The organism is Nocardia sp. NPDC020380, assembly GCF_044386975.1.
Classification (GTDB): Bacteria; Actinomycetota; Actinomycetes; order Mycobacteriales; family Mycobacteriaceae; genus Nocardia.
The window spans coordinates 154,936-175,415 of the sequence record NZ_JBIRVQ010000010.1 but is presented as its reverse complement, the minus strand read 5'-3'; the positions used below and the strand labels follow the sequence as shown (position 1 = coordinate 175,415).

Here is a 20,480-nt window from a genome sequence, read left to right as displayed (position 1 = left end):
TCCGCAGGGGCCCGAAGGAATTGACCGGCCCGGCGATTCGCGGCACGCCGCGCCGCCGTGTGTTCTTCGAAGTGAATATTAAATCGGGGTTACATGCCTACCATCTACGCATGTCAGCCACGCAAGACGGCTCGACGATGATCGAGGGCCGGGTCGTGCGAAAGACGGCCGGCGCCCTGCAGCTCACCTTCCACAGCGGGCCGGGTCACCCGCTGGCGGTGGCGGTGCGGGGCGCGGACCGCCATCGGATCACCTACGCCGACGGATCGGTGGTGTGGGTGCGCTCGAGCGATGTCGCGGCCACGGTGCTCAGCCGCGGCGACGGCAGCAAGATCGGCACCATCGCGCTGGCCGACACCTCGACCGCCGTCGGGTCCACCGCCGGAACCCTTTTCCATTTCGTCCCCGACCCGGAGGAACCCGCCACGCCGGAAATGTTCCATCTGCGCCTGCTCGACCGCATGGGCGCGGAGATCGGCCGCCTCGATGTGGTGCGCACGGTCCGCGGCTGGGCGCTGGGCCGGATCGCCAAGGAGCTCAACGACACCTACATCTGGTGGGACCGGGACGGGCAGCCGCTGCCCGTCCCCATCCTCGGCACCCGGCTGCTCATGAGCCGGCAGCTGGACCGGGTGGAGTGCGATGTCCTGCTCGGTGCGTGCGTGGACATCGCTCTCGGCCTGCGCCCGTATGTGGCGGCCATGCGGTGAGAGCCGTCAGTCCCCGACCTTGATGACCAGCTTGCCCAGGTTCTTACCGGTCAGCAGGCCCTGGAAGGCCGCGACGGCATTGTCGAGCCCGTCGACGACATCCTCCAGGTAGACCAGTTGCCCGTCCGCGATCCACTGCGTGGCGGCCGCCTGGAATTCGCCTGCCTGGTGCAGGAATTCGGTCTGGATGAACCCGCGGACGCTGAGGCTCTTGCGCAGGATGGTGCCCATGAGCAGCGGCAGCCGATCCGGTCCCGCGGGCAGGTCGGTCGCGTTGTAGTTCGCGATGAGCCCGCACACTGGAATCCGGGCGAATTTGTTCAGCAGCGGCAGCACCGCGTCGAAGACCGCGCCGCCGACATTCTCGAAGTACACGTCGATCCCGTCGGGCGTGGCCGCGGCGAGCTGCTCGGCGAAATCCTGGGCGCGATGGTCGATGGCGGCGTCGAACCCGAACTTGTCCCGCAGCAATGCCACCTTCTGCGGCCCGCCCGCGATGCCCACGGCCCGCGCGCCCTTGATCTTCGCGATCTGCCCGACCGTGGCGCCGACCGGACCGGTGGCGGCCGCGACGACCACCGTCTCACCCGGTTTCGGCTGCCCGATGGTGAGCAGCCCCGAATACGCGGTGAATCCGGGCATGCCCAGCACACCCAGCGCGGTGGTGAGCGGTGCGGCGGCCGGATCCAGCTTGCGCAGGTAGTTCACGTACTCGACCGAATGCGTCTGCCACCCGCCGTAACCGAGCACGATATCGCCGGGTTGCAGTGCGGGATCGGTGGATTCGAGCACCCGGGACACGGTCGCGCCGCACATGGCCTCGTCGATCCGCACCGGCGGGGCGTAGGAGGGCGCGTCGCTCATGCGGCCGCGCATGTACGGGTCCAGGGACAGATACAGGGTCTGCAGCAGCGCCTGACCCGGCTGCGGGGGATCCAGCTCGGCGGTCTCGGTGCGGAAGTTCTGCGGTTCCGGCATGCCCGTCGGCCGGGATGCCAGGACGATGCGGGTGGTCTTCATCGTTGATACGACCTTTCGCTCGGCGACGCCTCATTCTGGAACATCGGCGCTCCAAGTATCGAAGCTGGTCATGATGTGGCGGCGCACAATGCGCCAATCGGGTACGAGGCTTGCGGCGGAGGGGACCGATGCGGTAAGAAGCACGCCCGCGATGGTGATGACGGTGATCCGCATCCAGTCCCGGCCGCCGGGGCGATCGGCCAGCCCGCCGAGCACCTGCCGCGCCACCGAGAAGACCGTCTCCTCCAAGTGCTCCACGAGATGTGCGACGGTGGCGGCCATTTCGGGATCGGTGCGCGCGGCGGCCAGGAATTCGAAGGCCACGCTCACCGGGGCCACGTGGGCCAGTGTCCACAGCTCGTCGACCAGCACGCCGACCCGCTCCCGATCCGAACCCGTGCCGGTGGAATAGGTTTCGACGACGGCCTGCGCGGTCTGGTCGGCCAGCCGGCGCAGTGCCGCGTCCAGGAGTTCGGCGCGGGTGGGGTAGTAGTGCTGCACCGCGCCCTGGCTCAGGCCGGCGCGTTCGGCGACGCCGCGGGTGGTGGTGGCGGCATGGCCGTTCTCGATGAGGCTGGCGATGGTGGCGTCGAGCACGGCGGTGCGGGTGTCCTCGCGCTGTTCGGCTCTGGTGCGGGCCACCCGTCCCCCCTTGATGTTTCCCGTCGTGACCGGCACCCGCCCACGATACCGTTCCGGCAACAGACCAGTCGTATGACTTGTGAAGTCGCCCGACTGGTCAATACCCTTGTCACACAGCCGAAAGCGAACACGACGAGGTGATCGGCCATGGCACCACAGGACATCCGGATCTGGCGACGCGGTCCGGCCCCCACTCCCGCCGGCTCCGGCGACACGCACGACTACGGGTACTTCGGCCCGGGATCCCAGGTCTGGCGGGTGCTGCTGCATCCCGTGGTGACCCCGTTCCTGGCCCCGGTCACCGCCCTGCTCGAACTCACCCACCTGGGCCTGCAGCAGGTCGTGCTGGATCACGACCCGATCGCGGTCGAGGCCCGCGCCCGCACCGGCATGAGCCCCATCATGGCGGTGCGCCGCGCCCAGCGCACGGTCGGCGTCCCGGTCCCGATCATCCTGGGCGACAAGCCGACCGCCGACCGCGTGGCCGCCCGCCTGCGCCGCTACCACGCACCCATGACCGGCATCGAACCCGGCACCGGGCAGCCCTACAGTGCGCAGAACGCCGAACTCACCCTCTTCGCACACGTCACGATCATGCAGGCCGCCCTGCTCACCTACGAGCACCTCGCCTACGAGGGCCTGCACGCACCGCATCGGCTGCCACCCGACGAGCGTGATCGATTCTGGTTGGAGGCCAAGCAATTCGGCCTCCTCATGGGCGCGGTGCCCGACCAGATCCCCGTCACCTGCCGCGAAGTCGAGCTCTACTACGCCGGCATCGCCGATCGATACGGCGTCGCCGACAACCTCTTCCACGATCTGGGCCTCGCCCCCATGCTCGAAATGGCCCGCGAATTCTCCCCCTCCCAACTCCCCGAACTGGCCCCGCTTCTGCTCTCCGCGGCCTTCACGCCCCAACTGATCGCGGTGCTCCCCAAACCGGCCCGCCGTAATCTGGGCATTCCCGCGGTCCTCGACCCATTTCTGGACACCCTGCTACGCGTGACCCGACCGGCCATGCGCGCCTTCACCTTCCGCCCCTTCGGCGACGCCATGGCCCGCCGCGTAGCAGGCCCCGACGCCCTCGCCCTCGCCGCCAGCGCCCGCCGCATCCAGGTGGCGGGAGGGGGCTGGTGGAAAGGCGTGCAACTAGCCGGCTAATATCGAGTTTTCCTGCGCGAGCGTCGTTCTGGTAAATACTATGGCGGTACTGCCTCTTGGCAGTCACGGATTCGGCTAAGCGCTGTCGCGTCACTCGGCTGGTCCCCGTATCGCACAGAGGAGCGCTGCGGGCTAACCAACGAGCATGTGCGATCGTGGCGGGTTGGGTACGTGCGGCGTGCGGAAGGCCCTGTCTCACCCCCGGTCCGCTTTGAGACTGGATCGGTCCGGCAGGTAGCACCGCACACCTGCGGCCAGGACCGTTCGGGCCGCAACCGGGCGATGCTCACTGTCGCTCACTGTTCAGGAATGGTGTCCATTGTTCGACCGCTTGCGTGCGCGGGTCGCGTCTGACGGATTGCTTTCCGTCCTGCGGGATATCGGATTCGTCAGTCTCGGCAACTACGGGCAGTTCCTGGTCACCGCGGTGACTGTGCCGCTGACGGCGCGGATGCTGGGGGTGAACGGGGTCGGGTTGCTGGCCATCGGGATGTCGGCGTATTTCCTCGGGTCGCTGCTGGTGGATCTGGGGATCAATTCGTTCATGGCGGCGCTCATCGACGAGGAGGGGCTGGACGGGCTGCGGGGCAGTTATCTCGCGGTGCGGGCGAGCATTCTCGGGGTGAGCGCGGTGGTGCTGGTGGCGGGACTGGCCTTCGGGGCCGGTAGTCATCTGCGGATGATGCTGCTCGGCGCGTTCGTGGGCGGGTTCCTGTCCATGTCGGAGGACTGGCTGTTGGTGGGGCAGGCCAGATTCGGCGCGTCCACCTCGTATCAGATTGCGGGGCGGGTCGCGTATCTCGGACTACTGGTCGGTCTGCTCCCGCGGCTGCCGCATCCGGAGACGGTGCTGGTGTGCCTGCTCGTCTCGTCGATGGTGACCGTGGCGCTGACCTGGCGGGATTCCTGGACCAGGTACGGGCGTCCGGCGCGGCCGCGCAAGATCCGTTTGATCCTGCGCCGGGGGATTCCGGTGCTGGCCTCGCGCCTGCTGGTGACCAGTTACGGCCAGGGCACCGCCACCGTGTATTCGTCCGTGCTGGACGCGGCTTCGCTCGGCCTGTACTCGTCCTCGGACAAACTGGTCCGCGCGGTGCAGTCGCTGCTCGACCCGATCGGCCTGGCCCTGCTGCCGCGCATGGCCCGTGAACGCACCGACCCGCGCTTCCGCCGGCACGAAATGCGTGGGCTGGCAGCCTGTATCGGGGTGGCGGCGATCGCCGTGCTGGGCATCTGGGTGACCGCGCCGCTGGCCGTGCACCTGATCTACGACGATGATTTCCGCGGCGTGGTCCCGCTGTTGCGGCTGGAGGTGTTCATCCTGTTCGCCACGGCCACCAGCTCTTTCATCACCACCGCCATCCTGCCGGTGCGGCAGGACACCACCGGCATCATGATCGGCGCGGTGGTCGGGACAGCGGTGGCGGCCACCGCATTGCTCCTCACCCTGCGCACCCACTCGGTGTGGACGCTGGCGTGGGGCACGGTGGCCGCCGAATTCTGTGTGGCCGCTTGGTATCTCGCGCGCACCGCGCAACTGGCCGCGCGCGAGCGGAGCCGGCGTTACGAGTTACCCGCCACCCACTGATCCCACGGCAGCGTCCAGTCGCCGTTCTGCCAGACGGCCAGTGCAGGTCCGCCGGTATTGCGGACCTCCACCACGTCGCCGGGCAAGGACCAGTTGTAGAACCACGACGCGTTGTCCTGATTCAGGTTCAGGCAGCCGTGCGAGGTGTCGGTATTGCCCTGCGCCCATACGGTGGTATCGAGTTCGTGCAGGTAGATGCCGTCGGTACTGATCCGGGTGGCGTACGGAATCGCTTCCTTGTAGCCCAGCCGCGAATTGATCGGCAGGCCATAGCTGGAGGAGTCCATGATCACCGGATTGCCCTTGTCCATCACGGTGTAGACGCCGGGCATGGTGTAGAAGGAGAACGTCTTGCCCGCGATGACCTCGGTGCCGCCCCGGCCCATGGAGGTAGGCATGGTGCGGATCAGATTGCCGTTCTCGAAGACCTGCACCATATGGGTGTTGTCATCGGCGATCGACACGTGCGACGGGCCGATCACGAAGTTGGTCTTGCTGTCCTCCTGGCCGAAGAGGCCGTTGCTTACCTCGGCGCCGTAGAGGTTGGCGGCCACGCTCACCTTGGTGCCAGGCTTCCAGTACTCCTTGGGCCGCCAGTGCGCATTGCGGTTGTCGAGCCAGTACCAGGCGCCCTCGACCGGCGGATCGGCGGTGACGACCAGTCGCTTCTCGGCGGCGGCGTGGTCGGTGATGTCCTCGTCGAAGTGGGCGACGATGACCATGCCCACGCCGTAGGTGCCGCCGTCGGCGATCGACTCGCCACCCGTGGTGTTCAGATACACCTTGGTCTGGTTGCCGGGCTTGATGGTGGTGAAGCTGGAGGTGATCGGCCCGATGGGTCCGGTCACCGCCATGCCTTCGGCCTTGATCGTGTAGGTGCGCCCGTAGCCGAGTTGCTCGTTGGGCTTCCACGCGGTCTTGTCCGGCGTGAAGATGCCGTCGATGGCCTTGCCGTCCTCATTGGTGAGCGTGACCGAGGTCAGTACACCGCTCGAGGTCGTCACATTGACGGGCGCGGCCGGATCCACCTTGTCCGTGCCCTGCGCCGGGCTCACCGAAATGACCTGAGGCGCGGGCGCGGTCGTATCGATCGGTCCGGTCGGTATGGAGGAGGACGAGCACGCAGCCAGCACCACCACCATCGCCACTAACCAGCTCGCGGCGACGGATGACCGAAAACGGCGGGGTGGCATTGGCTCTCCCTCCTGTAATCGCCGTGCGCCGCACTGCAGCACAGCATCTTGTTACTGCCCAGCCTAGTAGGTTACCTGGTCACCGGGGGTGTGCTCGCACACCCTGGTGCCGTACACACCCGCGACACGCCGATGCGTCGCGACGGATTCGCAGTTTCCTGCGGTTATGCGAGGGCCTGTTCCTTGATTGCAAGCATCTGTTGACCTTTTTGATACGTAACCTCACGGATTCCGAGGGCCGAATGCAGCTTGCCGGCGGGCAGCGTCACCGGTGCGGGCGCCGGACCGTCGCCCGGCTTCGGCAGCGGGTACGCGGTGGTGGTGCCGCTGTAGAAGGTGATGTTGCCTTCGGTTTTCGTGAACAGTTGGTGTACATGGCCATTCAAGCAGGTGACCGATGAGAACCTTTTGAAGTTGCTGAGAGCTTCCGTGGCATCGTCTGTGCCCCAGCCCCATTGGGGGTACATGGCGAACAGCGGGATATGGCTGAACACGATTATCGGTGTGTCACTGGACAATCCGGCCACATCGCTCTTGACGAAATCCAGCTGGTCCGTTCCTAGATGTCCGAGACTCTTCAGGTTCAAGGTATTGACCAGACCGATCACGTGCACGCCCGCGATATCGAAGCTGTACCAGCCGTCGCCGCGGGTGCCCTTTCCGAAAACCGACCGGTACCGCTGGCCGGCGTCATCGGTCGAATCATGTTCTCCCGGAACAGTGAACACGTGCCCCGTCTTGAACTCGTTCATCATCTGTTTCACCTGATCGAACTGACCCGGCGTGGACAGATGGGTCAGATCCCCGGTGTGGATCAGGGAGTGGTTACACCGGGCGGAGAGACAGCTGATTCCGGAAGCCGTTGCGCCGGAAATCGTTTCGGATCAGGCGGGCTCGGTGGGCGCGAAAACCTCGATGGTGCCGTTGTTCTCACGCACCTCCAGATGCGGCAGCGGCGCCGGGGAGATCGGCAGCTGATGGGTCGCCACCATGCCGTCCACCGTGAACGAGGTGCTGTGGCAGGGGCAGCGCAACAGCTCGGCGGGCGCGTCCAGCCACAACTTGCAGCCCTGATGGGTGCAGATGCCCGAAACCGCCACGGGCACACCGCGCTCGCGGCGCACGAAGCCGTTGAGCGTCCCGACGTCGAAGGCGACCGTCGCGCCCTCGGGCAGATCCCGCGCCGCCGCGACCGGATGCCACGCGCCGTTGTTGGGCACGAGGGTGGGCTGCGCGGCGGGCGCGGTGCTGCCCGGGCGCGCGACCAGCGTGTGATCCACCACCGCGCCCACCGTGGCCGCGGCTGCCGCGGCCGAGGTGCCGATGAGCAGGTTGCGCCTGCGGGTGAGGAGGCCCGGGCGGGCCTCCGGTTCGTCGCCGTCCTGCTCGGCGGCCAGGCGTCGTTGCAGGGTGGCGAGGAATTCCTCGCTCGGTGTATCGCCGCCCATGCGCGCCGCGCGCAGCTCGATGGCCGCGCGCAGCTCGGCGGCCTCGGCGTCGTCCGGGCGGAATGCGGTGGGCCGTCGCCCGGCCAGTAGCTCTTCGACATATCGCCGCACTTCGCGCCCGCTCACCGCACACCTCGCTCGCTCAGCTGGGCGGCCATCTGGATCGCCCTGTGCTGCAACACCTTCGCATTCGCCACGCTGACACCCAGATCGGCCGCCGCCTCCCGTACCGACAAGCTCTGCAGGAAGCGCAGTTCCAGGATCCGCCGATAGCGGTCGGGGAGCTGGTCCAGCACCTCCTGCACCTGTTTCTCCGCCCGTGCGCCGTCGGTGATCTCCGGGAGGTCCTCGGGCAGGTCGTTGTCGTCGATGGTAGTGATCTCGCGGCCCATGCGGGTCCGCCAGTAGGACGCCAGCACGGTGCGGGCGGTGGCCTTCAGGTAGGCGCGGACCTCCGGCACGGTCGCCGAGATGCGCAGCGGTTTGAGGGCCGCCGTGAAGACCTCGGCGGTGAGGTCCTCGGCATCGGGCCGGTAGCCGACCTTGCCTGCCATCAACGCGTACACCCAGGTGACATTGTCGCGGTAGACCGCTTCCCAACTGGAGTACCTGTCACCGGACACCAGCCACAGCTCCCGACCCGGGCCGGGCTCTTCGACCGTTCTCGCCCGGCGACCCGATTCCGCCAGCCCAACCATGAACCGCTGCTTTCCGACGCTGCCGACGACGCGTGTTCACGTCTTTCAGTAGATAGGGCGTCGGGTTACACCGCAGGGGATCGCGCCGAAAATGGCCCGGAATGTCCGGGCCATTCGGTTCGATGCGAGCGTGCGGCCGGGCTCAGCCGACGGGACGCAGCAGGTTGCCGTGCAGCACACCGTGCACGGTCCGGACCGCGACCACGGCCCAGGCGGCGACCAGCAGGCCGTAGAGGGCGACGGCGGCGACGGCGAACATATCCGCACCGGTGTGGACGAACAGCGCGGTGCTGCCGGTGACGCAGCAGCCGACGGGGAAGGTGAAACCCCACCAGGTCATGTTGAAGGGCATCGACTTCCGGCAGTGCCAGGTGACCGAGACGGCCAGGGCCAGCCACAGCATGGCGAATCCCCAAGTGGGAACACCGAACAGCATGGCGAACACATCCAGCCCGGCGGCCTCGCGTTCGTTCAGCGCGGTGGGTGCGACATTGGCGAGCAGTCCGGCGGCGGTGACCGACTGACCCAGGGGACCCAGCACCAGCCACACGGTGGCGACCATGCCGGCCGGGGGCATACCGTGGTGCAGCAGCCGCGACCAGAGGATGGTGGTGGTCACGAAGGCGGCGATCAGGCTGATCCCGAACATGGCCAGGCAGGCCACCAGCATGGTCAGCCGCGGCTGCCCGGCGGGAGCGTAGGGCACCAGCAGCGCGCCGAGCGCGGCCGAGACCATGGGCGGCACCACGGGCATCAGCCAGCCGCCGAAGGCCGCGTCACCGTCGAAGGTGTGCCGGGTGATCATCCGGAAAGGAATGGCGGCGGCCGAGATCAGACCCAGCACGGTGCCCGCCGACCACAACACCCAGTCGACGGTCAGCGCGGCGTTCAGCCCGATCACGTCCTTGCCGAGCATGAGGGTGCCCGCACCGACGGTCAGCAAGGCCATGGGAGGTGCGCCGTAGAACTGCATCATCACGGGATTGGCGCCGTGAGCTCGCGCGGCCTCGGGGTGACGCCGCCAGTGCAGCACCCAGGCCACCGCCATCACGATCAGCAGCGCGGCGGCCAGTGCCCACACGACGGTGGCGGCGCCGCGCAGCCCGTGGAACTGCAGGGGCAGGGTGGCGGCGGCATTGGCGACGATGCCGGTGCCCATGACCACCGCGAACCAGTTCGGGGCGAACTGCCGCAGACTGTTCGCCGGTGCGGCCTCGGGTACGGCAACCGAGGTCTGTTCGCTGGGGCGCAAGGTCAATGTGGTCATGCATCCAGCATGGTTTCGCGGCGAACTCCCCGGTACCGCCCGCACACCGATGGATGCATAGACCCGTTCTATGACCCCGCTCAGCCGACTATGGAGAAGCGGTGCGGGGCGGGGGTGGTGCGGCGGTGGCGGGCTATGTCGAGGTCGGTGGGGTGGGAGCGGCGGGCGTCGTATTTCTCGAAGACGGCGGCGAGCTCGGGGGACCAGCGAGCGAACTCGGCGCGCAGCGGGCCTTCGGTTTCCAGTTGGCAGAGGACGCCGAGGCCGGTGAGGAAGGAACGGGCGAAGGGCGTGACGTAGGCGGGCATGTCCATTTGACGGTGGACGTTCGTCAGGCGCGGGGCCAGCACGAAGCGGACGCGTTTGCGCAGCCAGGAGTTGGTGAGCCGGAAGGTCGGCTGGCACAACGGTTCGCCGACCAGGTCCAATGCGGCGGCCAGGGCCTGGACGTCGTAGCTGCGGCCGGGCCGGACGAAGCCGTGGCGGCGGATGGCGGCGTCGATCTCGTCGGTGCCGCCATTGAGGGCGGCGTCCATGACCTCGCCGACCAGTTCCTCGAAGCCGGTGGGCGGCCAGGGCGTGCAGGCGCCGAAGTCGACGACGCCGAGCCGGCCGTCGGGCAGGATGCGGAAGTTGCCGGGATGCGGATCGCAGTACAGCAGTCCGGTGCGGGACCAGGACGAGAGCAGGAATCGCATGATGAGCATGCCGACGCGGCTGCGCTCCTCCGGCGCGCCCGCCTCGATGATCCTGGAAACCGGTGTGCCGGTGAGCCATTCGGTGACGATCACATCGCCGCGCTGGCTGATGACGGTGGGCACCACGAAGTCCGGATCGCCGGCGTAGGCCTCGGCGAAGCGGCGCTGGTGCTCCGCCTCGGCGGCGTAGTCGAGCTCCTCGGCGACGCCGGTGCAGATGGCCTCGGTGACCGCGGGTACGTCCGCGCCGGGCGCGAATACCGTGGCCAGGACCGAAAGTCGGCGCAGCTGCTGTAGATCGCCGAGGACCGCGGCGCGGGCTCCCGGATACATGACCTTCACCGCGACCTGTCGCCCGTCGCGCCAGATCGCCCGGTGCACTTGCCCGATGGAGGCGGCCGCGGCGCGGCGTTCGTCGAATTCGGTGAAATGCCGGCGCCAGTTCTCGCCCATGCTCGCGGCCATGGCCTCGCGCACGGTCACGGGCAGCATGGTGGGCACCGAATCCTGTAACTGGGTCAGTGCGGTGCGGTAGGGCTGGGCGATCTCCTGCGGCAGCGCGAGTTCGTAGAGCGCGAGCAGTTGCCCGAGTTTGGTGGCGCAGCCCTTCAGTTCGCCGAGTACCTCGAATATGTGCTGGGCCGTGCGCATCTGGATTTCGAGGTCGACCTCGGCGGCGGATCTGCCCAGCGCGCGTTTGCCGACCCCGGCGGCCTGCCGCCCGGCGAACGCGACCGGAATCCCGGCGAGCCGGGCATTGCGGACCGCGGTACGCACGGGCGGCAGACCCCCGGAATCCCCCGAACGACTTCCGATCCGCCGCATGGCCATGGTTCACCTCACCGGCTCACTCTGCTGCCTCACTTCGCTGTGTGCGCCGCACGTGCAGTTTGGCACACAAAAGCTTAAACTGTCTGGGACGTATTCGAAAGTTGTCGAAAGGTGACAGGATGGGTGCCCAGACGGTTGTCGCCGATGTCGCCGACGAAATCGCTCGACGCGTTGCGACCGGGGAGTACGCACCCGGTGATCTGATTCCGTCGGTGCGCCAGGTGGCCGAGGAATTCGGGATGAACCGGGCTACTGCGCAATTGGTGCTGGGCCGCCTGGAATCCTACGGTTTCGTCGACGCGCATCGCGGTCGCGGTTTCACCGTGCGTGATGTGCGCCTGGCCGGCGGGGTGGATGTATACCGGCGGCTGTTCCGGTTGTCCATGCACGCGCCCGAGGTGGCGGCGGAGATGTTCCGCAATATCCTCATCGTGGAACGCGCCATCGTGCTCGAGGCGCTGCTCGATTACACCGAGTCCGAGCGCGCGATCCCGCCGCAGGAGTTGCACGAGGCGGTGGACGAGCTCGAAACCCTCGCCCGGGCAACGGAACCCGATCATGTGCGGATGCTGGAGCTGGAGATCGGCCTGGTGCGCACGCTGCTCTCGGAGCTGGGTCACTCCATGCAGCGCGCGGTGCTGAATTCGGTGGGGGAGACGCTGTTCGAGGTGCCGGAGGCGGTGGACGCGTTCTTCGCGGCCTCGGCGGATCTGCACGTGCTGGTCTGGCGTGCGCTGCTGGCGGTGTGGGAGTCGGAGGCCGGTCCGAGCGAGGCGCAGCTGGCCTTGTTCGAGGATCTGTTCGGCATGTACCACGACAAGGTGGAGGCGCGCTTCGCCGAGCTGACCGGTCCGGCGGTCGAATCCGGAGCCCTGGCAACCGATTCCGGGACGCAATCGCACGCCGCCACCGCTTGAGGATTGCGGATCGCTGATTGACCAAGTGTCTCAGACACTCTAGTTTCGAGATGTGCCCCTCGGGCACGGCAACGGCGAGACGGAATCGAGGCACACCCATGGCAGGCAAGCGACGAACGGGTCTGGCACGGTCGGCGAAACTCGCGGCCTTGCCCATGGGCATCATGGCCCGGCGCATGACGGCCACCGGTAAAGCCATCATGACGGGCGCTGAACGCGGCAGCGTCGACGAGGCGCTGATCGACAAGGCCGCCGACGAGGTCTTCCGGGTGCTCGGCGAACTCAAGGGCGGGGCAATGAAACTCGGCCAGGCGCTCAGCGTCGCCGAAGCCGCGGTCCCGGCCAAATTCGCGGACCGCTACCGGGACGCCTTGACCCGCCTGCAGAATCAGGCCCCGCCCATGCCGGTGCAGCAGGCGCACCGCGTGCTCGACGAGCAACTGGGCACGCGCTGGCGGGAACGCTTCACCGAATTCGAGGACAAACCGGTGGCGGCCGCCAGCATCGGCCAGGTGCACCGGGCGCAGTGGCGGGACGGCCGCACGGTCGCGGTGAAGATCCAGTATCCGGGCGCGGATGTGGCGCTCATGTCGGATCTCAAACTGCTGCAGATGCTCTCCGGCACCTTCGGCGTCTTCATGCCCGGCGTGGACGTGCGCGCGCTCATCGACGAGTTCGTGGCCCGCACCGCCGACGAACTCGACTACCGCATCGAGGCCGATCATCAGCGCACCTTCGCCCGCGCGCTCGCCGACGACCCGGACTTCTTCGTGCCGCGGGTGATCGCCAGCGCGCCCAAGGTGATGGTCACCGAGTGGATGGACGCCACCCCGCTGAACCGGATCATCGCCGAAGGCACGGTGGCGCAACGCAATCGGGCGGGCATTCTGCTGGCGGAGTTCGGACTGTCCAGTCCCAAACGCGTCGGCCACCTGCACTGCGACCCGCACCCCGGCAACTTCCAGCTGCTGGACGACGGCCGGCTCGGCATCATCGACTTCGGCGCGACCATCGCCCTGCCCGACGGCCTGCCGCCGGTGGTGGGTGAACTGGCCCGCTACGCCGTCGCGGAGGACTACGAACGCCTCTTCGACACCCTGCGCGACAACGGTTTCGTCCGCCCCGGCCGGCATCTGGACACCGAGCCCATCATCAACCTGGTCGCCCCGATCATCGCCGAACTGGACGGCGAGAACCTGCGCATCGACCGAAGGCTGTTGCAGGAGCACATGACTCGCGCGGTGGACGTGAAGAACATGTCCGTCCACAACACCATGGCCGTCCGCACCCCGCCGGAACTGCCCGACCTGGTGATGCTCGGCCGCGTCCTGGGCGGAATCATCGGCGTCTGCGCCCAATTGGACACGGAGGGCCCGTTCCTGCGCCTGGTCGAGGAATGGCTGCCCGGCTACGCCGTGGAGGGCGAAGCCGCCTGAGCCGATGCGCCCCTCAGCCGCCGGCCAGCATGGCGGCGGCGAGGAGTGCGCCGATGATGGCCAGCGCCAGCATGACCAGGATCATCCGGTTGCGCGGGGTGGGGGGTTCGGCGGGCGGTTGCTGGTCCACGGACCGGTCCATCGGGTGTCATCTCCTGATCGGTATCGGGGGTGGCGGCGGGTCGTCGTACTCCGGTGGTTCCCAATAGGTTTGCAGACCCGGCCGCTGGGGCATCAGTTCGGCTGCCTCACGCGCGACGCCGATGACGGTGGGATGGTCGATGACATAGCGCACGACCCGTTCGACCTCCGGCCCGGTGGCCACGCGCGCGAGGGCGCGGGCGGTGCGGGGGAAGGCGCGCGTGAGGACATAGGTCAGCCAGGATTCCAGGCGCAGCGGCACCATGGCACGGTTTCGCGCAATGGCGTCGACAATGCGCCGACCGGCCTTGTCCGGATGCATGCCCAGCAGGGTCATGCCCTTGACGACGATCTGCCGGGTGATGGCCACCTGTTCGGCGCTGAGCGTGGCCAGGGTCGCGGTGGCGGCCAGATTGGTGGCGATCAGTCCGGGGCAGATGGCGGTCACCCGAATTCCCTGTCCGGCCAGTTCGACTCGCAGCGCGTCGCTGAAATGCTTCACGGCCGCCGAGGTGAACGCGTACGGCGTCCCGAGCCGCACCGGCGTGAACGCGGCGATGGAGGACACATTGACCAGGTGCCCGCCCCGCCCGCGCTCGGCCATCTGTGCGCCGAACAGCTTGCAGCCGTGCACCACGGCAAGCAGATTCACATCGACGATGCGTTGCAGATCGGCCCGGCGGATATCGAAAAACGGCCCGCCGACCACGATTCCGGCATTGTTGACCACGATGTCGGGCACCCCGTGCACGGTCCGCACGTAGTCGGCGAAGGCCTCCATGGAGGCGATATCGCCGACGTCGAGGGCGTACGAGTAGGCCCGGCCGCCGTGCGAACGGATAAGTGTCACAGTGTCTTCGGCGGTGGCGAAGTTGATATCGGCGACGATGACGGTGGCGCCGCGCGCGGCGAGCGCCTTGGCGGTGCCGCGTCCGATGCCGCTGCCCGCGCCGGTGACCACGGCGATTCGCGGGTGGAAGGGTTTCATCGCTGGCTGCTCCTAGCTGGAGAACAGAGTGTACACTGTCTGGGACAGCAATCGAAAGTATTGTCCGGCAGCGCCGCAGCCGCGGAATCAGGGGACTTCATGTCAGGCTTCGACAACGAGGTTGTCGTCATCACCGGCGCGGGCGGCGGCATCGGCCGTGCGGTGGCCCAGCGCTTCGCGCGCCGGCGGGCCATCGTCATCGCCGCCGACCTGGACAAACAACGCGCGGTCGAAACCGCCGAGACCATCACCGCTTTCGGCGGCGACGCCACCCCCTACGCCGTGGACGTCGCCGACGCCGCCGCCATGGAGACCTTCGCCGAGGACGTGCACGCCGAATTCGGCACACCCCGGGTACTCGTCAACAATGCCTGCTACACCACCGCCGGCCCGTTCCTCGAACACACCATGGCCGACTGGGAACGGCTCATGGGCGTGAATGTCTGGGGCCTGGTGCACGGTTCGACCTACTTCGGCAGGCAGATGGCCGATTCCGGCCGCGGCGGCCGCATCATCAATGTCACCTCGGTCGCCGCCTTCGCACCCATCCCGCTGAGCACTCCATATTGCACCACCAAGGCCGCCGCGCAAATGCTCACGGAGGGCCTGCGATTGGAGTTCGCCGGCACCGGCGTCGGCGTGACCGCCGTCTGTCCCGCCTTGGTGCACACCGGCATCTACGACAACGACGATGCCGACACCGAGCAGACCGCCGCCGCGGCCCGCACCCTGAGCATCTCCGCCCTGGCCCAGCGCTACGTGGCGCACAGCCCGGACAATATCGCCCGCACCATCGTTCGCGTCGCCTCCCGCAATCCGGCAGTGGTCCCCACCCCGATCGAGGCCCGCGCCCTCTACCTCGCCACCCGGGTCTCACCGGGCGGCGCCCGCCTGGCGGCCCGCGTTCTCCACCCGGACCGCCTGACAGCCTTACGCGCCCGCCTCACCCGCCCGGGTGCCCTGTCCCGAATAGATGACTACCTGGCCAGGAAACTCGAGAACCGGCCAGGCCCGGAGCGAAATCAGTAGCGGCCGAACAGGACGGCGGCATTGTGGCCGCCGAAGCCGAACGAGTTGTTGAGGGCGTAGGAGATCTCGGTGTGGCGGGGTTTGGTGTGCACCACGTCGAGGTCGATCTCCGGGTCCTGGTTCTCCAGGTTCAGGGTCGGCGGGATCACCTGATCGCGCAGGGTGAGAACCGAGATGATGGCCTCGAGGGCGCCCACCGCGCCGACCGAATGGCCCAGTGCCGATTTGGGCGCGTACACCGCGGGGTGAGTGCCGATGGCGGCGGCGATGCCCTTCGCCTCGGAGAGGTCGCCGATGCTGGTGCCGGTGGCGTGCGCGTTCACGTGGTCGATTTCGGAGCGGCTCACCCCGGCGGTTTCGATGGCGCGGCGCATGGCCCGGGCGCAGCCGAGTCCCTCGGGATCCGGTGCGACCATGTGGTATCCGTCGGCGGTGAGTCCGGCGCCGAGCAGCCGGGCGAGCGGTTTGGCCCCGCGCGCCAGGGCGTGCTCCTCGGATTCGAGCAGCAGCAGGGCGGCCGCTTCACCGAAGACGAAGCCGTCGCGGTCCCGGTCGAAGGGGCGGGAGGCGCGTTCGGGTTCGTCGAGCCGGGTGCTGAGGGCGCGGGCCATCGAGAATCCGGCGATGGCAACGGGATTGATGTAGCCCTCGACGCCGCCGGCCACGATCATGTCGGCCTCGCCGAGAATGATGGAGCGCCAGGCGTGTACGAGCGCTTCGCACCCGGAGGCGCAGGCGGACACCGGGGTGACGATGCTGGCGCGGGCGCCGATCTCGAGCCCGACCACGCCGGAGACGCCGTTGGGCATGCTCATGGGCACCGCGAAGGGGGAGACCTTGCGGTAACCGTGGTCGCGCATGGCGTCATTGGCGTCCACGATGGCATCGGCGCCGCCGAGGCCGGTGCCGATGCAGACGCCGAGGCGGTCCTTGTCGACCTCGGGGGTGCCGGCGGTGGCCCACAGCCGCTTACCCATGGCGTAGGCCATCTGCTGCACATAGGACATGCGCCGCTTCTTGATGCGGTCCAGGTCGCTGGTCGGGTCGTGGACGAGCTGACCGCCGATATTGACCGGCAGTTGTAGTCGCGCCACTTCCGGATCGGAGAGGGTCTTGATGCCGCTTGTCCCGGAGAGCAATCCCGCCCAGGTGCCCTCGGTATCGGGGGCAATCGATGTGGTCATCTCCACGGCGGTGATCACGACACTGCGGAACCCGCCGCTGCGAGTGGAGAATTTGTCCAGCGTATTCACTATCTTCTAATCCTTAACGACCAATTGGCTGGGAGTGCAGTGAAATTGCGGTCGTTCCGAGACTAGCGGTGTTGGTCGCGCGCGGCAGCGCCGAGATCAAATACGGTCGGCCAGGCCGCGAATTCCCCAGCGTGCGAAGGGGCGTACGAACGGCGCGCCCCAGCGCAGCGGCAGGAAGGTGAAAAACCGTGGTCGGAAGGCTATGGTCCAGGTCAGCAGGGTGCCGTCCGGGGTCTCCCGCAGCTGGTAGTCCTCGGCGAAGGAACGGACGAGCACCGGCAGCGAAATTCGGGTTCCGCTCACGGCGAGTCGCCGGTCGGGGGCCTGCACGATGACCTTCTCTTCGACGCCGAACAGCAGTCCGTCGAAGGTGCGCAGCGCGCCCTCGCGGAGGTAGGTGTCGCGATAGCGAATGCCTTTCACGAACGGAATCCAGGAGAAGGTTCCGTCGAGTTGCAGGGCGTCCCATACCTTGTGCGGCGGGTAAGGGAATTCGCGTTGCGCGGTGACCGCGAAAGTGGCTTCGGTCCGCAGGAATTCGTCGAGGTCCGCGGCGGGTACCTGCTGCACCTTGAATCCGCCGCCACGCTGTACGGCCGCGGTCCAATTGTGTAGCAGCAGTGCGCCGATGCCCGCGCCGATCGCGCCCACGACGAGCAGTGCGACCACGACAATGATGAGGGTGGTGAGCATGATTCGATGTCCTTCGCGATCAGCGGCCGTCGTGGGTGGTGGTGTCGCGGCGCAACCAGGTTTGCGCCGCACTGCTCAAATAAGCGGCGCCCGTCACGGCGGTGCGCACCGTGCGGAGCCGAGCCAGCTGCCACAGGCCGAGCAGGGCGGCGCAGCCGGCGGGCACCAGCATGGTCGCCGAGGTGAGGAGCAGCGCGGCCCAGTGCGGCATCCACTGGCTCAGCAGTTCGACCAGGAAGGCGAAGAAGTAGACGGTCCCGTAGGCCGCCGCGACGAGCGCGAATCCCAGTGCCGCGAGCACGATCACGCCGCGCAGGAGCTCGGCGACCAGGAAGCGCGCGGCCCGTTCGAGCCGCGGCCGCAGCCATTCCAGTGCGGTGTCCAGCAGCAGCCGCAGCAATTGCTCGAACTGGCCGGGACGGACCTCGACGACCGTGTGGTAGCCGGATTCATAGCTCGCCATGAGCGATCCCCTCTGTCGATCGTCCCCGGTGGCTTCGGCCACACCGCGGGACCTGTCGGATCCTCATAGGATCAACTAGATTGTCTCAGACGGCAACCGAACAGGAGTGTGACCGGATGACCGAGGTGCAGTCGGCCCCGACCGATACCGCAACGCCCCCCTTCCTCCCGCGCCGCTGGACCGCGGCCGACATCCCCGACCAGAAGGGCCGGACCGCGGTGGTCACCGGCGCCAACAGCGGCCTGGGCCTGCGCACCGCCGAAGCCCTGGCCGCCAAGGGCGCGCACGTGATCATGGCCTGCCGCAACGAACTCAAGGCCGCGGCCGCCCTGGAATCGGTCTCCGCCGCCGCCACCGGCCCGAAACCCGAAGTGCTGCCGCTGGATCTGGCGGATCTGTCCTCGGTCCGCCGCGCCGCCGACCACTTGGAAGTGCGCGGCGCCGCCATCGACATCCTGATCAACAATGCGGGAGTGATGGCCCTCCCCAGGAACATTCGCACCGCGGACGGCTTCGACGCCCAGTTCGGCACCAATCATCTGGGCCACTACGCGCTGACGGGTCTACTGCTGCCCACCTTGCTCAGATCCGACGACCCGCGCGTGGTGACGGTCTCCTCGGTGGCGGCCTGGGGTGGCTTCATCAACTGGTCCGACCCGAACTGGCGTGTCCTCTATATGCGCTGGCTCGCCTACAGCCAATCCAAACTCGCGAACCTGCTCTTCACCGCGGAACTGCACCGCCGCGCCCGCGCCGCGGGTACCGGCCTGACCGCCGTCGCGGCACACCCCGGGCTCTCCTCGACCCACCTCTACGACTCGGACGGTGAGAAGGGCGTGGGTGGCCGGCTGGCCGCGGCGCAGCAGCGAATGATCGTGTCCCTGGCCCAATCCGATTACATGGGCGCGCTGCCCCAGCTGTATGCCGCGACCACGCCCGGTCTGCGCGGAAACTCCTATGTGGGACCGGCTTTCGAGGCCTTCGGCTATCCGCGCCGGGCGCTGCGAAATCCGTTGGGCTACAGCCGTCTCCAGGCGGGGGCGCTCTGGCGCTTGAGTGAGCGCCTCACGGATGTGCATTACCGGTGGCCGTAGGCCGTCAGATGTGGCGGCGGTGGCTCAGGTAGGCGAACGAGGCCAGGCCCAGGGGGACCTGGCACCAGAAGGTGATGAGCCGGAAGCCCAGGGCCGCCGCCACGGCGACGCCGCCGGTGAGGCCCGCGACCGCGGTCAGTCCGGCGGCGATGGTCAGTTCGCGGGACCCGGCGCCGCCGGGTGTCGGCAGCAGTGGCGCGAGCGCGACCGTCACCAGCTGGACCACGAAGGTGTCGGCGAGGCTCAGATTCGCGCCGACCGCGTGCAGCACCGCCCACAGCGCCACCACCATGAGCAGCGGTTCGGCCACCGCGCACAGCCACAGCAGGGCGGCGTGCCCGGGCCGGACCGCGGTGGTGGTCAGTGATTTCAGCGCGGACCGCGCCTCTGCCGGGCCGTGCCGCAGCAACAGCTGGCGCCAGCCGCCGCGCGCCGCGACCTTGTGCCGCACCATGATCACGCCGAGGACGATGAGGGCGAGGAGGATCGCGAAGGCCGCACCGCCGAGTCCGGCGGTGAGCCACGGATGTCCGCCCGCGACCCGCAATGCCGCCTCCGAACGCGCGGCGAGACCGTGCCAGGGCGGCCGCGCCCCGCTGTGGTTCATCAACCGGGGCATGGCCACCGCCGCGATGGCGATCATGGGTATGCGCACCATGCCCGCCGCGAATCCGAACAGGGTCATGGAAGCGATGGCGGCGGTGTGGGTGAGCCCGGCGCGGCGCAGGAAACGCAGCCGCACCAGGACGGAGGCGGTCGGCACCAGGCCGAGGGCGGGCAACGCCAATTGCAGGGCGAACAGTTTGCGCGCCGAGGTCTGCGGCGCGGAGGTCTCGGCCGCGGAGGTGTGGGCGGGAATCGATCCGCGCATCATCCACACCGAGCACGGCCAGAGCGCGATGGTGGCCACGCCCGCCACCACCAGCCAGCGCCAATCGGCGCCGGCCAGCGCATGGGCGCTGACGGCGACGACCCGGTGCTGCCACAGGGCGGCGCCGAGCACCACGGCGGTGCAGAGAACGGTGGGTAGCAGCTTGCGGAGTGCGGCGGGAACCCCCGGAGCCATCGGCTCTCCTTGCATCGCGGACGATATCGCGGTCGGTGATCGAACTGCGCGTCTCTGATCGACTGAGCGTCTTCGGTCAACCCTTGCATCGTGGACGCGACCCTCGACATTAACCCGTCCGGGTGAAGGGCGACCCGCGTTCCG

At 68.1% G+C, this 20,480-nt stretch carries 20 protein-coding genes and 1 pseudogene; 7 read left to right on the top strand and 14 right to left on the bottom strand.

Annotated features, from left to right (window positions below; translation table 11 throughout):
* The first annotated feature begins 110 nt into the window (after positions 1-110).
* Entirely contained in the window at positions 111-710 is a 600-nt protein-coding gene (locus tag ACH438_RS27850; RefSeq protein WP_397010339.1) for a hypothetical protein, read from the top strand.
* A gap of 6 nt (positions 711-716) precedes the next feature.
* Here ACH438_RS27850 and ACH438_RS27845 read toward each other — a convergent pair whose 3' ends face one another.
* Both ACH438_RS27845 and ACH438_RS27840 read right to left on the bottom strand, forming a co-directional pair.
* Positions 717-1,730, bottom strand: coding sequence for an NADP-dependent oxidoreductase (locus tag ACH438_RS27845; RefSeq protein ID WP_397010337.1), 1,014 nt, complete (start codon positions 1,728-1,730; stop codon positions 717-719).
* A 30-nt stretch (positions 1,731-1,760) separates the two neighbouring features.
* Positions 1,761-2,408, bottom strand: a complete 648-nt coding sequence (locus tag ACH438_RS27840; protein ID WP_397010335.1) for a TetR/AcrR family transcriptional regulator — start codon at positions 2,406-2,408, stop codon at positions 1,761-1,763.
* Positions 2,409-2,519: 111 nt separating this feature from the next.
* Between ACH438_RS27840 and ACH438_RS27835 the strand changes: the two genes are divergently transcribed.
* Both ACH438_RS27835 and ACH438_RS27830 read left to right on the top strand, forming a co-directional pair.
* Positions 2,520-3,533: an oxygenase MpaB family protein gene (locus tag ACH438_RS27835; RefSeq protein WP_397010333.1), complete on the top strand. Its 1,014-nt coding sequence runs from the start codon at positions 2,520-2,522 to the stop codon at positions 3,531-3,533.
* 331 nt (positions 3,534-3,864) lie between these two features.
* Positions 3,865-5,121, top strand: coding sequence for a lipopolysaccharide biosynthesis protein (locus tag ACH438_RS27830; RefSeq protein ID WP_397010331.1), 1,257 nt, complete (start codon positions 3,865-3,867; stop codon positions 5,119-5,121).
* On the opposite strand, the gene ACH438_RS27825 is transcribed toward ACH438_RS27830, so the two are convergent.
* The 6 genes and pseudogenes from ACH438_RS27825 to ACH438_RS27800 all read right to left on the bottom strand — a co-directional run bounded on the left by ACH438_RS27825 (position 5,097) and on the right by ACH438_RS27800 (position 11,256).
* Positions 5,097-6,314 carry an Ig-like domain-containing protein gene (locus ACH438_RS27825; protein ID WP_397010329.1) on the bottom strand — a complete coding sequence of 406 codons (1,218 nt, stop codon included), beginning with the start codon at positions 6,312-6,314 and terminating at the stop codon, positions 5,097-5,099. The two genes, ACH438_RS27830 and ACH438_RS27825, sit on opposite strands and share 25 nt — an antisense overlap.
* A gap of 164 nt (positions 6,315-6,478) precedes the next feature.
* Positions 6,479-7,132 (bottom strand): annotated as a pseudogene (locus ACH438_RS27820) (metallophosphoesterase family protein); the annotation flags it as partial.
* A gap of 66 nt (positions 7,133-7,198) precedes the next feature.
* Positions 7,199-7,888, bottom strand: coding sequence for a ubiquinol-cytochrome c reductase iron-sulfur subunit (locus ACH438_RS27815; protein ID WP_397010327.1), 690 nt, complete (start codon positions 7,886-7,888; stop codon positions 7,199-7,201).
* Entirely contained in the window at positions 7,885-8,460 is a 576-nt protein-coding gene (locus ACH438_RS27810) for an RNA polymerase sigma factor (protein WP_397010325.1), read from the bottom strand. The genes ACH438_RS27815 and ACH438_RS27810 overlap by 4 nt, the downstream gene beginning before the upstream one ends.
* Before the next feature lie 142 nt (positions 8,461-8,602).
* Entirely contained in the window at positions 8,603-9,727 is a 1,125-nt protein-coding gene (locus ACH438_RS27805) for a TDT family transporter (protein ID WP_397010323.1), read from the bottom strand.
* 80 nt (positions 9,728-9,807) lie between these two features.
* Positions 9,808-11,256 carry an ABC1 kinase family protein gene (locus ACH438_RS27800; RefSeq protein ID WP_397010321.1) on the bottom strand — a complete coding sequence of 483 codons (1,449 nt, stop codon included), beginning with the start codon at positions 11,254-11,256 and terminating at the stop codon, positions 9,808-9,810.
* A 119-nt stretch (positions 11,257-11,375) separates the two neighbouring features.
* Between ACH438_RS27800 and ACH438_RS27795 the strand changes: the two genes are divergently transcribed.
* Both ACH438_RS27795 and ACH438_RS27790 read left to right on the top strand, forming a co-directional pair.
* Positions 11,376-12,173 carry a GntR family transcriptional regulator gene (locus ACH438_RS27795; RefSeq protein ID WP_397010319.1) on the top strand — a complete coding sequence of 266 codons (798 nt, stop codon included), beginning with the start codon at positions 11,376-11,378 and terminating at the stop codon, positions 12,171-12,173.
* A gap of 98 nt (positions 12,174-12,271) precedes the next feature.
* Positions 12,272-13,609 (top strand): ABC1 kinase family protein, encoded by a 1,338-nt coding sequence (locus ACH438_RS27790; protein ID WP_397010317.1) that lies wholly within the window; start codon positions 12,272-12,274, stop codon positions 13,607-13,609.
* A gap of 13 nt (positions 13,610-13,622) precedes the next feature.
* Here ACH438_RS27790 and ACH438_RS27785 read toward each other — a convergent pair whose 3' ends face one another.
* Together ACH438_RS27785 and ACH438_RS27780 are read right to left on the bottom strand one after the other, a co-directional pair.
* On the bottom strand, positions 13,623-13,751 hold the full coding sequence (locus tag ACH438_RS27785; protein WP_397010315.1) for a hypothetical protein: 129 nt from the start codon (positions 13,749-13,751) through the stop codon (positions 13,623-13,625).
* A 6-nt stretch (positions 13,752-13,757) separates the two neighbouring features.
* Positions 13,758-14,738 (bottom strand): SDR family NAD(P)-dependent oxidoreductase, encoded by a 981-nt coding sequence (locus ACH438_RS27780; RefSeq protein WP_397010313.1) that lies wholly within the window; start codon positions 14,736-14,738, stop codon positions 13,758-13,760.
* A 99-nt stretch (positions 14,739-14,837) separates the two neighbouring features.
* Between ACH438_RS27780 and ACH438_RS27775 the strand changes: the two genes are divergently transcribed.
* Positions 14,838-15,767, top strand: coding sequence for an SDR family NAD(P)-dependent oxidoreductase (locus ACH438_RS27775; protein ID WP_397010311.1), 930 nt, complete (start codon positions 14,838-14,840; stop codon positions 15,765-15,767).
* On the opposite strand, the gene ACH438_RS27770 is transcribed toward ACH438_RS27775, so the two are convergent.
* The 3 genes from ACH438_RS27770 to ACH438_RS27760 form a co-directional block, all read right to left on the bottom strand.
* The gene (locus tag ACH438_RS27770; RefSeq protein WP_397010787.1) at positions 15,761-17,023 is read right to left on the bottom strand and encodes a KasA/KasB family beta-ketoacyl-ACP synthase; all 1,263 of its coding nucleotides are present in this window, start codon (positions 17,021-17,023) and stop codon (positions 15,761-15,763) included. The two genes, ACH438_RS27775 and ACH438_RS27770, sit on opposite strands and share 7 nt — an antisense overlap.
* 93 nt (positions 17,024-17,116) lie before the next feature.
* Complete coding sequence (locus tag ACH438_RS27765) at positions 17,117-17,713, bottom strand: SRPBCC family protein (protein WP_397010309.1); 597 nt, start codon at positions 17,711-17,713, stop codon at positions 17,117-17,119.
* Positions 17,714-17,732: 19 nt separating this feature from the next.
* Positions 17,733-18,176: a phage holin family protein gene (locus ACH438_RS27760; protein WP_397010307.1), complete on the bottom strand. Its 444-nt coding sequence runs from the start codon at positions 18,174-18,176 to the stop codon at positions 17,733-17,735.
* Between the two features lie 116 nt (positions 18,177-18,292).
* Between ACH438_RS27760 and ACH438_RS27755 the strand changes: the two genes are divergently transcribed.
* Complete coding sequence (locus ACH438_RS27755; RefSeq protein ID WP_397010305.1) at positions 18,293-19,270, top strand: oxidoreductase; 978 nt, start codon at positions 18,293-18,295, stop codon at positions 19,268-19,270.
* 4 nt (positions 19,271-19,274) lie between these two features.
* Here the strand turns inward: ACH438_RS27755 and ACH438_RS27750 are convergent, their stop codons facing one another.
* Positions 19,275-20,336: a YbhN family protein gene (locus ACH438_RS27750; protein WP_397010303.1), complete on the bottom strand. Its 1,062-nt coding sequence runs from the start codon at positions 20,334-20,336 to the stop codon at positions 19,275-19,277.
* Positions 20,337-20,480 lie beyond the last annotated feature (144 nt).

Excerpts from the sequence above, each read along its gene's own strand:
- ACH438_RS27850 (WP_397010339.1), top strand. The coding sequence starts at position 111 with ATGTCAGCCACGCAAGACGGCTCGACGATGATCGAGGGCCGGGTCGTG.
- ACH438_RS27845 (WP_397010337.1), bottom strand. The coding sequence starts at position 1,730 with ATGAAGACCACCCGCATCGTCCTGGCATCCCGGCCGACGGGCATGCCG.
- ACH438_RS27835 (WP_397010333.1), top strand. The coding sequence starts at position 2,520 with ATGGCACCACAGGACATCCGGATCTGGCGACGCGGTCCGGCCCCCACT.
- ACH438_RS27825 (WP_397010329.1), bottom strand. The coding sequence starts at position 6,314 with ATGCCACCCCGCCGTTTTCGGTCATCCGTCGCCGCGAGCTGGTTAGTG.
- ACH438_RS27810 (WP_397010325.1), bottom strand. The coding sequence starts at position 8,460 with ATGGTTGGGCTGGCGGAATCGGGTCGCCGGGCGAGAACGGTCGAAGAG.
- ACH438_RS27805 (WP_397010323.1), bottom strand. The coding sequence starts at position 9,727 with ATGACCACATTGACCTTGCGCCCCAGCGAACAGACCTCGGTTGCCGTA.
- ACH438_RS27800 (WP_397010321.1), bottom strand. The coding sequence starts at position 11,256 with ATGGCCATGCGGCGGATCGGAAGTCGTTCGGGGGATTCCGGGGGTCTG.
- ACH438_RS27795 (WP_397010319.1), top strand. The coding sequence starts at position 11,376 with ATGGGTGCCCAGACGGTTGTCGCCGATGTCGCCGACGAAATCGCTCGA.
- ACH438_RS27790 (WP_397010317.1), top strand. The coding sequence starts at position 12,272 with ATGGCAGGCAAGCGACGAACGGGTCTGGCACGGTCGGCGAAACTCGCG.
- ACH438_RS27785 (WP_397010315.1), bottom strand. The coding sequence starts at position 13,751 with ATGGACCGGTCCGTGGACCAGCAACCGCCCGCCGAACCCCCCACCCCG.
- ACH438_RS27780 (WP_397010313.1), bottom strand. The coding sequence starts at position 14,738 with ATGAAACCCTTCCACCCGCGAATCGCCGTGGTCACCGGCGCGGGCAGC.
- ACH438_RS27775 (WP_397010311.1), top strand. The coding sequence starts at position 14,838 with ATGTCAGGCTTCGACAACGAGGTTGTCGTCATCACCGGCGCGGGCGGC.
- ACH438_RS27765 (WP_397010309.1), bottom strand. The coding sequence starts at position 17,713 with ATGCTCACCACCCTCATCATTGTCGTGGTCGCACTGCTCGTCGTGGGC.
- ACH438_RS27760 (WP_397010307.1), bottom strand. The coding sequence starts at position 18,176 with ATGGCGAGCTATGAATCCGGCTACCACACGGTCGTCGAGGTCCGTCCC.
- ACH438_RS27755 (WP_397010305.1), top strand. The coding sequence starts at position 18,293 with ATGACCGAGGTGCAGTCGGCCCCGACCGATACCGCAACGCCCCCCTTC.
- ACH438_RS27750 (WP_397010303.1), bottom strand. The coding sequence starts at position 20,336 with ATGGCTCCGGGGGTTCCCGCCGCACTCCGCAAGCTGCTACCCACCGTT.